General features: G+C 61.0%; 13 protein-coding genes. 10 read left to right on the top strand and 3 right to left on the bottom strand.

The window, feature by feature from the left end:
* Nucleotides 1-13 precede the first annotated feature (13 nt).
* The 10 genes from J3P92_RS02810 to J3P92_RS02765 all read left to right on the top strand — a co-directional run bounded on the left by J3P92_RS02810 (nucleotide 14) and on the right by J3P92_RS02765 (nucleotide 10,908).
* Nucleotides 14-475, top strand: a complete 462-nt coding sequence (locus tag J3P92_RS02810; RefSeq protein WP_434649865.1) for an Lrp/AsnC family transcriptional regulator — start codon at nucleotides 14-16, stop codon at nucleotides 473-475.
* Between the two features lie 274 nt (nucleotides 476-749).
* On the top strand, nucleotides 750-2,432 hold the full coding sequence (locus J3P92_RS02805; RefSeq protein ID WP_420764892.1) for a flavin monoamine oxidase family protein: 1,683 nt from the start codon (nucleotides 750-752) through the stop codon (nucleotides 2,430-2,432).
* A gap of 10 nt (nucleotides 2,433-2,442) precedes the next feature.
* A complete protein-coding gene (locus J3P92_RS02800) occupies nucleotides 2,443-3,237 on the top strand; it encodes a carbon-nitrogen hydrolase family protein (protein ID WP_420764893.1) in 795 nt (264 codons plus the stop codon).
* Nucleotides 3,238-3,285: 48 nt separating this feature from the next.
* Nucleotides 3,286-5,721, top strand: a complete 2,436-nt coding sequence (pqqF, locus tag J3P92_RS02795; RefSeq protein WP_434649863.1) for a pyrroloquinoline quinone biosynthesis protein PqqF — start codon at nucleotides 3,286-3,288, stop codon at nucleotides 5,719-5,721.
* Nucleotides 5,722-5,891: 170 nt separating this feature from the next.
* Nucleotides 5,892-5,966: a pyrroloquinoline quinone precursor peptide PqqA gene (pqqA, locus tag J3P92_RS02790; RefSeq protein WP_003177660.1), complete on the top strand. Its 75-nt coding sequence runs from the start codon at nucleotides 5,892-5,894 to the stop codon at nucleotides 5,964-5,966.
* A gap of 79 nt (nucleotides 5,967-6,045) precedes the next feature.
* Complete coding sequence (pqqB, locus tag J3P92_RS02785) at nucleotides 6,046-6,957, top strand: pyrroloquinoline quinone biosynthesis protein PqqB (RefSeq protein WP_434609186.1); 912 nt, start codon at nucleotides 6,046-6,048, stop codon at nucleotides 6,955-6,957.
* 11 nt (nucleotides 6,958-6,968) lie between these two features.
* Nucleotides 6,969-7,721 carry a pyrroloquinoline-quinone synthase PqqC gene (gene pqqC, locus J3P92_RS02780; RefSeq protein ID WP_434609184.1) on the top strand — a complete coding sequence of 251 codons (753 nt, stop codon included), beginning with the start codon at nucleotides 6,969-6,971 and terminating at the stop codon, nucleotides 7,719-7,721.
* Nucleotides 7,718-7,993, top strand: coding sequence for a pyrroloquinoline quinone biosynthesis peptide chaperone PqqD (gene pqqD / locus J3P92_RS02775; protein WP_420764897.1), 276 nt, complete (start codon nucleotides 7,718-7,720; stop codon nucleotides 7,991-7,993). The genes pqqC and pqqD overlap by 4 nt, the downstream gene beginning before the upstream one ends.
* Nucleotides 7,986-9,116, top strand: a complete 1,131-nt coding sequence (gene pqqE / locus J3P92_RS02770; RefSeq protein WP_434649861.1) for a pyrroloquinoline quinone biosynthesis protein PqqE — start codon at nucleotides 7,986-7,988, stop codon at nucleotides 9,114-9,116. Before pqqD ends, pqqE begins: the two co-directional genes overlap by 8 nt.
* Nucleotides 9,082-10,908, top strand: coding sequence for an alpha/beta hydrolase family protein (locus J3P92_RS02765; protein WP_434649859.1), 1,827 nt, complete (start codon nucleotides 9,082-9,084; stop codon nucleotides 10,906-10,908). The genes pqqE and J3P92_RS02765 overlap by 35 nt, the downstream gene beginning before the upstream one ends.
* Before the next feature lie 133 nt (nucleotides 10,909-11,041).
* Here the strand turns inward: J3P92_RS02765 and J3P92_RS02760 are convergent, their stop codons facing one another.
* From J3P92_RS02760 to J3P92_RS02750, 3 genes are all read right to left on the bottom strand, one after another.
* A complete protein-coding gene (locus tag J3P92_RS02760; RefSeq protein WP_038436734.1) occupies nucleotides 11,042-11,200 on the bottom strand; it encodes a YqaE/Pmp3 family membrane protein in 159 nt (52 codons plus the stop codon).
* Between the two features lie 342 nt (nucleotides 11,201-11,542).
* On the bottom strand, nucleotides 11,543-13,321 hold the full coding sequence (locus tag J3P92_RS02755; RefSeq protein WP_434649857.1) for an acyl-CoA dehydrogenase C-terminal domain-containing protein: 1,779 nt from the start codon (nucleotides 13,319-13,321) through the stop codon (nucleotides 11,543-11,545).
* A gap of 251 nt (nucleotides 13,322-13,572) precedes the next feature.
* Nucleotides 13,573-15,369, bottom strand: coding sequence for an acyl-CoA dehydrogenase C-terminal domain-containing protein (locus J3P92_RS02750; protein WP_434649855.1), 1,797 nt, complete (start codon nucleotides 15,367-15,369; stop codon nucleotides 13,573-13,575).
* Between the last annotated feature and the right edge of the window lie 6 nt (nucleotides 15,370-15,375).

Here is a 15,375-nt window from a genome sequence, read left to right as displayed (position 1 = left end):
GCCGGAGCTGACCTTGACTGATACCCGCCCTCCCGTCCTCGACGAAATTGATCGCCAGCTGATCGCGGCGCTGCAAATCAACGCCCGGGAAAGCGTCGCCGTGCTTGCCCGGCAGTTGGGCATCGCCCGCACGACCGTGACCTCGCGCCTGGCTCGACTGGAAAAATCCAAGATCATCACCGGATACGGCGTGCGTCTGGGGCAGCGAGTGATCGATGGCGGTTTGCAGGCTTACGTCGGCATAAAGGTCCAGCCACGCTCGGGTAAAGACGTATTGCGGCGCTTGAGTGCGATGGCCCAGGTCCAGCAGTTGTGCGCGGTGAGCGGCGAGTTCGATTACGTGGCCTGGCTGCGCACCGACTCGCCGGAACAGCTGGATCAACTGCTGGACCAGATCGGCAGCGTGGACGGGGTGGAGAAAACCACCACTTCGATCATTCTCAGCAGCAAGATCGACCGGGGGCATCCCGTCTAGAACCTGCCCAAAATCCTGTGGGAGCGAGCCTGCTCGCGATGGCGGCGGATCAGTCAACATTTGCACGGGCTGACGGCCCGCTATCGCGAGCAGGCTCGCTCCTACAAGAGCTGGTTTCGTCATTAAGCCTATCTAGCCAGTGAAAATGACGGCGATACGTACAAAACGACGACACATTGCGTCTTATTAACGTGTTTCATGCTCTCTAGAATGGCTGGCATCTTTCCTATACTCAGACGCGAACACCGCGCCGAGTCGCCTACCAAGGTCAGCCATGAACAAGAACAATCGCCACCCTGCCAACGGCAAGAAACCCATCACCATTTTCGGACCGGACTTTCCCTTCGCCTTTGACGACTGGATCGAACACCCAGCTGGCCTGGGCATGATTCCGAAGCACAATCACGGCGCCGAGGTAGCGATTGTCGGCGCCGGGATCGCCGGCCTGGTGGCGGCTTACGAGCTGATGAAAATGGGCCTCAAACCGGTGGTGTACGAGGCGTCGAAGCTGGGCGGACGCCTGCGCTCCCAAGCGTTCAACGGCGCCGAAGGTATCGTCGCCGAACTCGGCGGCATGCGTTTCCCAGTGTCGTCCACGGCGTTCTACCACTACGTCGACAAGCTGGGCCTGGAGACAAAACCCTTTCCCAACCCGTTGACGTCGGCCTCGGGCAGCACGGTCATCGACCTTGAAGGGCAGACCTATTACGCAGAAAGCATGGCTGACCTTCCGGCGTTATTCCAAGAAGTGGCCGACGCCTGGGCCGACGCATTGGAGGCTGGCTCGCGCTTCGGCGATATCCAGCAAGCGATCCGCGACCGCGACGTCCCGCGTCTCAAGGAGCTGTGGAACACCCTGGTGCCGCTGTGGGATGACCGCACCTTCTACGACTTTGTCGCTACGTCCAAGGCCTTCGCCAAGCTCTCGTTCCAGCATCGCGAAGTGTTCGGCCAGGTTGGTTTCGGCACTGGCGGCTGGGACTCGGACTTTCCCAACTCGATGCTCGAAATCTTTCGCGTGGTGATGACCAACTGCGACGATCATCAGCACCTGGTGGTCGGCGGCGTCGAGCAGGTCCCCCACGGAATCTGGAAACACGTGCCAGAGCGCTGCGTGCATTGGCCGGAAGGCACCAGCCTGAATTCGTTGCACCTGGGCGCGCCTCGCAGCGGCGTGAAGCGCATTGCCCGTGCCGATAACGACCGCTTCACCGTGACCGACGTCTGGGGTGACACCCGGGAATACGCCGCCGTGCTGGTGACGTGCCAGACTTGGCTGCTGACCACCCAGATCGAATGTGAAGAAGCGCTGTTCTCGCAAAAAATGTGGATGGCCCTGGACCGCACCCGCTACATGCAAGCATCGAAGACATTCGTGATGGTCGACCGGCCCTTCTGGAAGGACAAGGACCCGCAGACCGGCCGCGACTTGATGAGCATGACCCTCACCGACCGGCTGACTCGCGGCACTTACCTGTTCGACAACGGCGACGACAAGCCAGGCGTCATCTGCCTGTCCTACTCATGGATGAGCGATGCGTTGAAAATGCTGCCGTATCCCGTGGAAAAACGCGTGAGACTGGCGCTTGATGCGCTGAAAAAAATCTATCCGAACGTCGACATCGCCGCGCGGATCATTGGCGATCCGATCACAGTTTCCTGGGAAGCCGACCCCTATTTCCTCGGTGCATTCAAAGGCGCCCTGCCGGGCCACTACCGATACAACCAACGCATGTATGCACACTTCATGCAAGACGACATGCCGGCTGAACAAAAAGGGATCTTTATCGCCGGTGATGACGTCTCATGGACACCCGCCTGGGTAGAAGGCGCGGTCCAGACCTCGCTCAATGCCGTGTGGGGGATCATGAAACATTTCGGCGGTGAAACTCACCCCGAGAACCCGGGGCCAGGCGATGTGTTCGACGAAATCGGTCCGATCGCCTTGCCCGAATAAGGAGTTGTCGATGCGCGTAGCCCTTTACCAATGCCCACCGCTGCCCATGGAACCGGCCGGCAACCTGCAGCGACTGCACCAGGTCGCGCTGGAAGCCAGGGGTGCCGATGTGCTGGTGTTGCCGGAGATGTTCTTGACTGGCTACAACATTGGGGTCGATGCGGTGAATGTACTGGCCGAGGTCTACAACGGCGAATGGGCGCAGCAAATCGGCCGCATCGCCAAGGCGGCCGGCCTGGCCATTCTCTATGGTTACCCGGAGCGCAGCGAAGATGGGCAGATCTACAATTCGGTCCAATTGATCGACGCCCACGGCGAGCGCCTGGCCAATTATCGCAAGAGTCATTTGTTCGGCGACCTCGACCGCACGATGTTCAGCGCGGGCGACTCAGCGTTGCCGATCGTGGAGCTCAACGGTTGGAAGCTCGGCTTCCTGATCTGCTATGACCTGGAGTTTCCAGAAAATGCCCGGCGCCTGGCGCTGGCCGGCGCCGAGCTTATCCTGGTACCCACCGCCAACATGCATCCGTACGAGTTCATCGCCGACGTCACCGTGCGCGCCCGGGCCATCGAGAACCAATGTTTCGTGGCCTATGCCAACTATTGCGGCCACGAAGGTGAGTTGCAGTATTGCGGTCAGAGCAGCATTGCCGCCCCGAACGGCAGCCGTCCGGCGTTGGCGGGGCTGGACGAAGCGTTGATTGTGGGTGAGCTGGATCGGCAATTGATGGAGCAATCGCGGGCAGCCTACAACTACCTGCACGATCGGCGTGCCGCACTGTACGGCGACTTGCATAAACACTGATCCGGGCTAATCCGCTAGCATGAGCACATCCCAGTCCTGGAAGCGCTCATGCCGGCCCCCGATTCCCTCCGCCCCCATACCGAAACCCTGTCCAACGGACTGAAATTGACGTTGCGTCATGCTCCTGGCCTCAAGCGCAGCGCTGCGGTGTTGCGCGTGGCCGCCGGTAGCCATGATGCGTCCAAGGCCTGGCCGGGGCTGGCGCACTTTCTTGAACATCTTTTCTTTCTGGGGACGGAGCGTTTTCCCACTGGGCAGAACCTGATGGCCTACGTGCGGGACCACGGCGGGCAGGTCAACGCGCGTACCAGTGAACGCACCACGGATTTTATCCTGGAGCTGCCACCTGCCGCCCTGCCCGGTGGGCTTGAGCGGTTGGCGGACATGCTGGCCCATCCGCGTCTGGATGAGACCGACCAGTTGCGAGAGCGGGAAGTGCTGCACGCAGAGTTTATTGCCTGGTCCCAGGATGCGGCGGCCCAGCGGCAGGTTGCCTTGTATGAAGGACTGTCGAAGGGTCACCCACTGCGCGGCTTTCATGCGGGCAATCGCGACAGCCTCGCCGTACCACAGCCAGAATTCCAGAGCGCGCTGCGCGATTTCTATCAGCGTTTCTATCAGAGCGGCCAGATGACCTTGAGCCTGGCCGGCCCGCAACGCATCGGGACCCTGGAGGCGCTGGCCACTCAGTTCGGTGAAAGCCTGCCAACCGGCAGGACGCAGGTCAGGCAGCCACCGCCGAGGCTCATGGCAGCAACCGAGACCGGGTACCAGCAGGTCCGGCAAGATTCGCTCGACGTACTGTTCGCCTTCGAAAACTTGCCTGCCGCCTCGCCCCAAGCCTTGGATTTCCTCTGCCACTGGCTCAACGCCCCTAAACCGGGCGGGTTGCTTGCAACGTTGCGCCAACGCGGTCTGGCTGACAGCCTCAAAGCCGTGCCCCTGTATGAATTTTCTGGTCAGGCACTGCTTCACATCGAGTTCAAGCACGACCGCGACCAGGTGCCGACTGATATCCAACCGCTGCTGCGCGATTGGCTGGGTTTTTTTGCCGCTCAGGATGACTGGGCATCACTTCGCCAGGCGTTCACTGCGCTACGCCAACGCCAACTGGAGACGGCAGCAGCCCTGCAACTGGCTCGTTGGGACAGCGAAGGACGCCAAGGCCCCTTGTCGGAAAACGACCTGATGCGCCTCAGGGAAATCCTCAAGCAATTACACGCCGTCGATCAGCCCGTCGAACCGTGGCAATTGCCCTCGCCCAACCCGTTTCTGCAAAGCATCAACGAACCACCCCGCGCCGGATTGATTCGCGGCCAAACCAGTGCCCACCGCGGCTTACGAACATTCGCACAAGACCGCAGCCGGGGCCGGCGCGAACGCTCGCCCATGCAGTTCAGCCAGGCATTGCCGGATACCTCGCCGGAAGGCGCGGTGTACCTGCGCTGGCTATTGGCGGCCCCCGTATCGCCCGGCCACCAACGCAGGCTCGATCGGCAATTGGCGGATCTGCGCGAAGACGCCCGCCAGGCCGGCGTGGACATTACCTTCGAGACTCATGACGAACAATGCCTGCTGAAACTGACCGGCTTGCAGGCACCGATGCCGCGAGTACTTGAACACCTGCTGGTGGAACTGGGCCAGCCGCTGCCGCCAGTCCCGGCCAATAGCGAGCCTCCCCTGATACCGATCCGACAGCTGTTGCGTGAATTGCCGGAGCTCTTGCGGCAAACCCCACGATCGCCATCATCGTCCGACAGCGATCAGAGCGTCTGGACGAACGCCCGATGGGACGGCTTGGCCGTCGGTCTGGCGGCGGCCACTCAAGTGGCGCTGGGCCCCGTTCTGGCGCGAATTCCTGGGATCGCCCGAGAAGAAGCGGTGTCGACGCTCGTGGCTGCTCCGGGACGCGCCTGGCACACGCTCGAAACTCCAGGAGACGACCACGCTGTACTGATGTTCTGCCCCACGGCAACCCAGGACATTTGCGACGAGGCTGCGTGGCGTTTGCTCGCCCATCTGAGCCAAACCCCGTACTACCAACGCCTGCGAGTGGACCTGCAACTGGGCTATGCGGTGTTCAGTGGTTTGAAGCAGATCGACGGACGCACCGGCCTGCTACTGGGCGCCCAATCACCCGGTGCCTCGGCAGCGCAGTTGGCTGAACATATGGAGCAGTTCCTGGAAACCTTGCCTGAGTTGATCCAGCAGCCAGACGACTCGACCCTGACCAGCCAGCAACAGGCCTTGGCCAGCCAGATTCAAAGCGCGGCGATGCCCATCGCCCAGGCAGCCGAACTGCTCTGGCAGGGCAAACTGGCCGGTCGTCCAACGGACTACCTGCAACGGTTACCCGACGTCATAATATCGATGACACGCGGACAACTGGTCGACGCCGCGCACCGTTTGAAAGAAGCCCTCGGCGGACGTTCCTGCCTGAGCAACGCGCCGTGCCCGGGAACGCCCTGGCGCGCGGTGCGATGATCGTTACCGGCCATGCAACGAGCTTTCTCAAAGAATCGCGGCGAAGGAATTTGTCAGATTTAGTAACATAGCCGCCTAAGCATCTGAACATCTCCGAGCGGAGGTGGACTATATGTATAGGTTCCACCCGTACCATCTAACCGAAGTATCCCAACCAAAGGAGTATTCCCATGTCCTGGTCCAAACCCGCATATATCGATCTGCGTATCGGCTTCGAAGTCACCATGTACTTCGCCAGCCGTTGATTGCTGCAGGCGGTAGTACGCAACACCACGCCTCGGTCATCCGGGGCGTTTTTATTTTCGGTTTGCAGATGGAGCGACCATGTTCGTCCAGATTCTAGGCTCCGCCGCGGGCGGCGGTTTTCCCCAGTGGAACTGCAACTGCGCCAATTGCGCAGGTTTTCGCAACGGCAGCCTGCGGGCCCAGGCGCGTACCCAGTCGTCCATCGCGATTTCCGACGACGGCGTGAGCTGGGTGCTGTGCAACGCCTCGCCGGACATTCGCGCCCAGCTCCAGGGATTTGCCCCGATGCAGCCTGGCCGGGCCCTGCGGGACACCGGTATCGGCGCGATCATTCTGATGGACAGCCAGATCGACCACACCACCGGCCTGCTCAGCCTGCGCGAAGGTTGCCCGCACCAGGTCTGGTGCACCGACATGGTCCATGAAGACCTGAGCACGGGTTTCCCACTGTTCAACATGCTCACCCACTGGAACGGCGGCCTGAGCTGGAACCGCATCCAACTCGATCAGAGTTTCACTATTGCCGCTTGCCCAAGCCTGCGCTTTACCCCACTGCCACTTCGCAGCGCCGCCCCGCCCTATTCCCCGCACCGCTTCGACCCGCACCCGGGCGATAATATCGGGCTGATCGTCGAAGACCTGCGCACCGGCGGCAAGCTGTTCTATGCACCAGGCCTGGGCAAGGTCGACGGTCCGCTGCTGGACATCATGGCCGGCAGCGACTGCCTGTTGGTGGACGGCACGATGTGGGACGACGATGAAATGCAGCGCCGTGGCGTCGGCACCCGCACCGGTCGGGAAATGGGCCACCTGGCGCAGCACGGCCCTGGCGGCATGCTTGAAGTGCTGGAGCAACTGCCCGAGCAGCGCAAGGTCCTTATTCATATCAACAACACCAACCCGATACTCGACGAGGATTCACCCGAGCGGGCCGAGCTGGTGCGACGCAATGTCGAAGTCGCCTACGACGGCATGAGCATCGAACTGTAGGAGGCCCCGAAATGACTGACACGCCATTGACCACCGCAGAATTTGAAGCAGCCTTGCGCGCCAAGGGCGCCTTCTACCATATCCATCACCCGTACCACGTGGCGATGTACGAAGGCCGTGCCACACGCGAGCAGATCCAGGGTTGGGTCGCGAACCGCTTCTATTACCAAGTGAACATTCCGCTCAAGGACGCCGCGATCCTGGCCAACTGCCCGGATCGGGAGGTCCGCCGCGAGTGGATCCAGCGTTTGCTTGACCATGACGGCGCCCCTGGCGAAGACGGCGGCATCGAAGCCTGGCTACGGCTGGGCCAAGCGGTGGGCCTCGATCCCGATCAATTGCGTTCCCAGGAACTGGTGCTGCCAGGTGTGCGCTTCGCCGTGGACGCCTATGTCAACTTCGCCCGCCGCGCCTCTTGGCAGGAAGCCGCCAGCAGCTCGCTGACCGAACTGTTCGCCCCGCAGATCCACCAGTCGCGCCTCGACAGTTGGCCGCAGCACTACCCATGGATCGACCCGGCCGGCTACGAATACTTCCGCACCCGCCTGGGCCAGGCCCGGCGCGACGTGGAGCACGGGTTGGCGATCACCTTGCAGCACTACACCACGCGTGAAGGCCAGGAACGCATGCTGGAGATTCTCCAGTTCAAACTCGACATTCTCTGGAGCATGCTCGACGCCATGAGCATGGCCTACGAACTGAACCGCCCGCCCTATCACACCGTGACCGACCAACGGGTCTGGCACAAAGGAATCGCCTTATGAGTTTCGATCGCAGCCAAATCCCCGATTGGCGCCCCGGCTATCGCTTTCAGTACGAACCGGCCCAGAAAGGTCACGTGCTGCTCTATCCTGAAGGCATGATCAAGCTGAACGACAGCGCTGCGCTGATCGGTGGCCTGATCGATGGCGAGCGCGATGTGGCGGCGATCATCGCTGAGCTGGACAAACAATTTCCCGGTGTGCCTGAGCTCGGTGACGACATCGAGCAATTCATGGAGGTCGCCCGTGCTGAGCACTGGATCACCCTTGCCTGAGAAGCCCGCCGTCGGCCTGCCGTTGTGGCTGCTGGCCGAGCTGACCTATCGCTGCCCGCTGCAATGCCCGTACTGCTCCAACCCGCTGGACTTTGCCGAGCAAGGCAACGAACTGAGCACCGAGCAGTGGTTCAAGGTGTTCCGCGAGGCCCGGGAGATGGGCGCTGCGCAGTTGGGCTTTTCCGGTGGCGAACCGCTGGTGCGCCAGGACCTGGCCGAGCTGATCGGGGAGGCGCGCAAGTTGGGTTTCTACACCAACCTGATCACCTCCGGTATCGGTTTGACCGAACAGAAAATCAGCGATTTCAAGAAGGCCGGCCTGGACCATATCCAGATCAGTTTCCAGGCCAGCGATGAGCAGGTGAACAACTTGCTGGCCGGCTCGAAGAAAGCCTTCGCGCAAAAACTGGAAATGGCCCGGGCGGTGAAGGCCCACGGCTATCCGATGGTGCTGAACTTCGTGACCCATCGGCACAACATCGACAAGATCGATCGCATCATCGAGCTGTGCATCGCCCTGCAAGCCGACTTCGTCGAGCTCGCCACGTGCCAGTTCTATGGCTGGGCGCACCTCAACCGCGTCGGCCTGCTGCCCACCCGGGAACAGCTGGTGCGGGCCGAACGCATTACCAACGAATACCGGGCCAAGCTGGAAGCCGAAGGCAATCCGTGCAAGTTGATCTTCGTGACCCCAGACTACTATGAGGAACGCCCCAAAGCCTGCATGAACGGCTGGGGCAGCATCTTCCTGACCGTCACGCCGGACGGCACCGCATTGCCGTGCCATGGCGCCCGACAGATGCCGGTGCAGTTTCCGAATGTGCGCGATTACAGCATGCAGCACATCTGGTACGACTCGTTCGGCTTCAACCGTTTCCGCGGATACGACTGGATGCCCGAGCCCTGCCGCTCGTGCGATGAAAAAGAAAAGGATTTCGGCGGCTGCCGCTGCCAGGCGTTCATGCTCACAGGCGACGCCAGCAACGCCGACCCGGTGTGCAGCAAATCCGAACACCACGGCATGATTCTCCAGGCGCGCGAAGACGCCGAGCATGCCACGCAAACCATTGAACAACTGGCCTTTCGCAATGAACGAAACTCGCGCCTCATCGTTAAAGGCTGATCCGCTCAGCGCCGCCCAGGCTGTCGCGGCAGGCATCGACTTTGCCGAACTGCAACTCGGGCCTTTGGGCCTGTTCTGGAATGAATACCGCCCAGCGGATGGCGCCTGCCGGATCTGGCATTGGCAAGATGCCAAGGCCCGCTGTCTGACCCCGGACGGGTTCAGCGCGCGCAGTCGGGTCTACGAATACGGTGGCGGGTCGTTTTGCCTGAGCGATGACGGCGTGCTGTTTGTCAACGAGGCCGACCAACAGCTGTATCACCAGTCATTGGACGGCGATCGTTCCGTGGCGCTGACTTCGGGCGAGAGGCGATATGGCGACCTGCACTTCGCCGCGGGGCGAGTGCTGGCGGTTGAGGAACAGGCCAATCAGCATCGTCTGGTGTCGATTGGGCTGGCCGATTTTAAGCGACGGGTGCTGGCCGAAGGTGCGGATTTCTACGCCGCGCCGATCCTGAGCCCGGATCAAAAGCGCCTCGCCTGGATCGAATGGAGCCGTCCTCATCAACCCTGGACGGCCACGCGACTGATGTTGGCAGAGCGTAACGATGCAGGTTGGAGTGAGCCGCGCTGCGTGGCCGGCCAAGGTGAGGATGAGTCCATCCAGCAACCACGATTCGACGCGGCGAATCGTCTTTATTGCCTGACGGATCGGGGTGGTTATTGGCAGCCTTGGGTCGAAGACGCCGGCTTCTTGAAACCATTGGCTGCCGCCGAAGCCGATCACGCCCCGGCGCCTTGGCAATTGGGCGGCTGTACGTGGCTGCCCCTGGGCGAGGACATTTACCTGGCGAGCTGGACCGAAGCGGGTTTTGGCCGGCTGGGCCTGCGCCATAGCGGCGCGATTGAGGAGTTCACCGGACCCTACAGCCGCTTTCGCAGCCTGGCCTTGGATGAGCAATTCGTTTATGCAATTGCCGCTTCGCCGACCAGCCCGTCGGCGGTCATTGCTATTGAACGACAAAACCACGAAGCCATAATCGTGGCCGGCGGCGTTTCGCCGTTACCCGCCGAGCACATCAGCTGTCCGCAAACCTTGCGCTATCCCGTCGCTTCAAGCGAGGCCCACGGGTTCTTTTATCCTGCGATGGACGCCGAGGCTAAACCGCCGCTGGTGGTGTTTATCCATGGCGGGCCGACGTCGGCCTGCTATCCCATTTTCGACCCGCGCATCCAATACTGGACCCAGCGCGGCTTTGCCGTGGCCGATCTCAACTACCGCGGCAGCAGTGGCTACGGCCGGGCTTACCGGCAGGCATTGCATTTGAACTGGGGCGTGGTGGATGTCGAGGATGCCTGCGCGGTTGTCGCGTATCTGGATGAGCAGGGCTTGATCGATAGCCGCTGCGCCTTCATTCGTGGCGGCAGCGCCGGTGGGTACACGACACTTTGCGCCTTGGCGTTCCGGAACGTATTCCGTGCCGGCGCCAGCCTCTACGGCGTCAGCGACCCCGCTGCCCTGGGCCGCGCGACACACAAATTCGAAGGGGACTACCTGGACTGGCTGATCGGCGATCCACAGCTGGACGCCGAACGCTACAGGGCCCGCACGCCGTTGCTTCACGCCGACCGGATCCGCGCGCCGATGATTTTTTTCCAAGGTGAACTCGATGCCGTGGTCGTGCCGCAGCAAACCCGCGATATGGTCAAGGCCTTGGAAGACAACGGTGTTCCGGTGGAGGCGCACTACTACCCGGACGAGCGCCACGGCTTTCGCAAGGCGTTGAACCAGGCGCATGCGCTGGAGCATGAGTGGTTGTTTTATCGAAAAGTGATAGAAGCGAGCTTATAAAAAGTGGCGAGCTCTTGTGGCGAGGGAGCTTGCTCCCGCTCGATTGCGCAGCAATCGCAGGGCTTGGGGCCGCTCCGCGACCCAGCGGGAGCAAGCTCCCTCGCCACAAGAGCAATCCTCTAGCTGCAAACTTTCAGCGCTTGGCGATGATGTACACCGCATGCACGATGCCCGGGATGTAGCCCAACAGCGTCAGCAGAATATTCAGCCAGAAAGCCCCGCCGAAACCGACTTGCAGAAAAACACCCAGCGGCGGCAGAAGAATGGCGATGATGATGCGAATGATATCCATGGATGACTCCCTGATTGGCGATGGCCATATTGCCATATGCTCATGGACACCTGACCGCTCGTCAGGGTTCAGTGCGGACCATCAAGGGGCGCCCAAAGGGAAGGTTATGCGCGGACAAAAAACGCAGGCAAAAGAAAACCCCGCCGAAGCGGGGCTTTGCAGACTGTTTCCCTGACATCCATTTCACTCCGCCTTCCTGGCAGAATCCTACGTGTCCGTGTTGTTACTTTTGCGCGTCCTGCGCTACGTCCATGGAAGCTAGATTAGCCGTGGATCCAATCTGCCGATAGAGGGAAATCGCCAGCACGTGATGTAAGCATTTGCTTACATCACGACACGTTTTCAGAACTGACCCGGCTCCAAGAGGAACAGCGACTCACTGCCCGCCTTCACCGAAGCGCTCAGCGAATGAATTCGCGGTAACAGGCGGGCGAAGTAGAATCGCGCCGTGCCCAGCTTGCCTGCGTAGAAATCATCCTGGCTTTCCTTGCCCAGGGCCGCCCTGGCCATCAACGCCCACATGTAGGCATAAGCGGTGTAGCCGAACGCTTGCAGGTATTCCACCGAAGCCGCGCCAATTTCGTTCGGGTTGTTTTTTGCCCGACCGAGCAGCCATTCGGTCAGCTCGTCCAGCGTGCCAACGGCATCGTTCAACGGTTGGGTGAACTCCGACAAATCGTTGCTTGCGGTGGCGGTGAAATGACGGATTTCATCGGCGAACAATTTATAGAACGCCCCACCACTGCCGACGATCTTGCGCCCTACCAGATCCAGCGCCTGGATACCGTTGGTGCCTTCATAGATCTGTGTGATGCGCACGTCACGCACCAGTTGCTCCTGGCCCCATTCGCGGATGTAACCGTGACCGCCGAAGATCTGCTGGCCATGGACCGTGGTTTCCAGGCCCAGATCGGTCAGGAAAGCCTTGGCCACCGGCGTCAGCAGCGCGACCAGGTCTTCCGCGCGCTTGCGCGTGGCTGGGTCTTCGCTGAATTTCGCGGTATCCAGTTGCATCGCCACGTAGGTAGAAAATGCGCGGCCACCTTCGTTCGAGGCTTTCATGGTCAGTAGCATGCGGCGCACGTCCGGGTGGACGATGATCGGGTCAGCGATCTTGTCTTTGTTTTGCGCGCCGGTTGGCGAACGGCTTTGCAGGCGATCGCGGGCGTATTCGATAGCGTTCTGATAGGAACGCTCGCCAGTGGCCAGGCCCTGGATACCGACGCCCAGGCGCTCGTAGTTCATCATGGTGAACATCGCCGCCAGGCCTTTGTTGGGCTCGCCGACCAGATAACCTACCGCTTCGTCGAAGTTCATCACGCAGGTGGCGGACGCCTGGATGCCCATCTTGTGCTCGATCGAACCGCAGTTGGCTGCGTTGCGTGCGCCCAGGCTGCCGTCGGCATTGACCATGAATTTCGGCACGAGGAACAGCGAGATGCCTTTCGGCCCGGCCGGTGCGTCCGGGAGCTTCGCCAACACCAGGTGAATGATGTTTTCGGTGAGGTCGTGTTCGCCGCCTGTGATGAAAATCTTGGTGCCGCTGACTTTGTAGGAACCGTCGGCCTGGGGTTCAGCCTTGGTCCGGATGATCCCCAGGTCGGTACCGGCGTGAGGCTCGGTCAGGCACATCGAGCCGGCCCAGATGCCCGCGTACATATTCGGCAAGTACGCGGCCTTCAACGCTTCGCTGGCGTGGGCATTGATCGACAGGCAAGCCCCGGCGGTCAGCATCGGGTACAGCCCAAATGAGAGGCTGGCGGAGTTGACCATTTCCTCGACCTGGGCCGAAACAGCCTTGGGCATGCCCATGCCACCATACGCCGGATCACCACCGACACCCACCCAGCCGCCTTCGGCATAAGTCTTATAAGCCTGTGGGAAACCTGCCGGGGTCGTGACGGCGCCGTCAGCCCAGTGGCAACCTTCCTCGTCAGCCGCGCGGCTGAGGGGCGCTACGCTTTTGCTGGTGACCTTGCCGGCCTCTTCAAGAATCGCCTCGACAGTTTCAGCGTCCACAGTGTCGGCCAGCGCCGGCAATTGAGCCCAAAGTTTCGCGACCTCGAATACTTCATTGAGGACGAAGCGCATATCGCGCAGGGGCGCTTTGTAGTCAGCCATGGCAAACCTCGCAGGATCTAAACAATTGGTTCGTGGGAAAGCGTTTCACAATGGGCCAGAGTGTACCCCAACAACTTTTGCGACACATAGGGTCAACCCATGACCGTTTTGTAATTTTTAGTCACGATCGAAATTTGATGTTTTATCGTGGCGAGGGAGCTTGCTCCCGCTGGGGTGCGCAGCAGCCCTTTTTTGAGAGCTACGCACTCAAGCCGGAGCAAGCTCCCTCGCCAAGGAGATATTTCAGCCCTTCAAAGCGCAAACAACTGCGCCGGCAACTTCATCAGGCATTCGCTTCCCGCCTCGACAGCTGAGCGATGAGCGGCCGTGCGCGGCAACAGGCGCTTGAAATAAAATTCACAAGTCGCCAGCTTGGCCTGGCAAAAATCCGCGTCGCCATCGCCACTGTCGAGTTGCGCCTGAGCCACCAACGCCATGCGCAACCACAGGTAAGCCAGGATGATGTAACTGCTGTACATCAGGTAATCCACGGAGGCGGCCCCCACCTCATCGGGATTTTTCATGGCAGCCATGCCGACCTGGGTCGTCAAATCACCCCATTGCCGATTAAGCCCGTCCAGTTGCGCAATGTATCCCTGGAGTTGCGCATGCCCGGTATTGGCGGCGCAGAACTGATGAACAATTTTGGTAAACCCGCGCAGCAGCTTGCCTTGGCTGCCCAGCACCTTGCGTCCCAGCAAGTCCAAGGCCTGGATGCCGTTGGTGCCTTCGTAGATCGGCGCGATCCGACAATCGCGTACCAATTGTTCCATGCCCCACTCGCGGATAAAGCCGTGGCCGCCGAGAACCTGCATGCCGTGGTTGGTTACCTCAAGCCCCGTGTCGGTCATGAACGCTTTGCAGATAGGCGTGAGGAAGGCCAACAGGTCTTCGGCCTCTTGGCGGGCGGTTTCGTCGCGGCTCAAGTGCGCGGTGTCGAGCAATTGCGCAGTGAAGTACGTCAGCGCCCGGTTGCCTTCGTTGAAGGCCTTCATCGTCAATAGCATCCTGCGCACGTCAGGGTGGACGATGATTGGGTCGGCCGCTTTTTCCGGCGCCTTGGGGCCGGTCAGCGAGCGCATCTGCAGACGATCATTGGCGTATCTGACCGCGCCCTGGAAACTCGCCTCGCCCAGACAAAGACCCTGCATGCCGGTGCCGAGGCGGGCATGGTTCATCATGGTGAACATACAGTTGAGGCCCTTGTTCGCCTCGCCGATCAGGAACCCCTTGGCGCCGTCGAAGTTCAGCACACAGGTCGCCGAGGCCTTGATGCCCATCTTGTGTTCGATCGACCCGCAGGAAACGCCATTGCGCTCCCCGGCCTCGCCTGCGGCGTCGGGCAGGAACTTCGGCACGATAAACAACGAGATGCCCTTGGTTCCGGCCGGAGCATCCGGCAGCTTGGCGAGCACCAGATGGATGATGTTGTCGCTCATGTCGTGCTCGCCGGCGCTGATGAAGATCTTGCTGCCGGTCACCGCATAGCTGCCGTCAGCCTGGGGCACCGCGCGGGTCTTGATAATGCCCAGGTCGGTGCCGCAGTGGGCTTCGGTCAGGCACATGGTACCGGTCCACTGGCCGGCGGTGAGTTTGCTGAGATAGGTCTGCTTCTGTTCCTCGGTGCCATGGGCGTGGATCGCCGACATGGCGCCGTGGGTCAGGCCAGGGTACATGCCCCAGGAAGTGTTGCTCGACCCGATCATTTCGCTGATGACCAGGCCCAGGGAACTGGGCAGGCCTTGGCCGCCATACGCTGGGTCCGCCGCCAGGCCGTGCCAGCCGCCTTCCACATACTGTGCGAACGCCTGCCGGAAACCTGTAGGCGTAGTCACCACGCCATTGTCGAAATGGCAGCCCTCCTCGTCACCTGGACGATTGAGCGGCGCCAGCACATTCTCACAGAACCGAGCACCTTCCTCGAGGATGGCGCTGACCATGTCCGGGCTGGCATCGCTGGCACCCAGTTCGGCATAGCGGCCATGGAAATCGAAGACGTGGTCGATCAGAAAGCGCATGTCGCGCAGGGGAGCTTTGTACTCGGGCATGGTGGT

The organism is Pseudomonas sp. D3-27, from assembly GCF_051132165.1.
Classification (GTDB): Bacteria; Pseudomonadota; Gammaproteobacteria; order Pseudomonadales; family Pseudomonadaceae; genus Aquipseudomonas.
The sequence above is the reverse complement of the archived record's forward strand: the minus strand, read 5'-3'. Positions and strand labels throughout refer to the sequence as shown.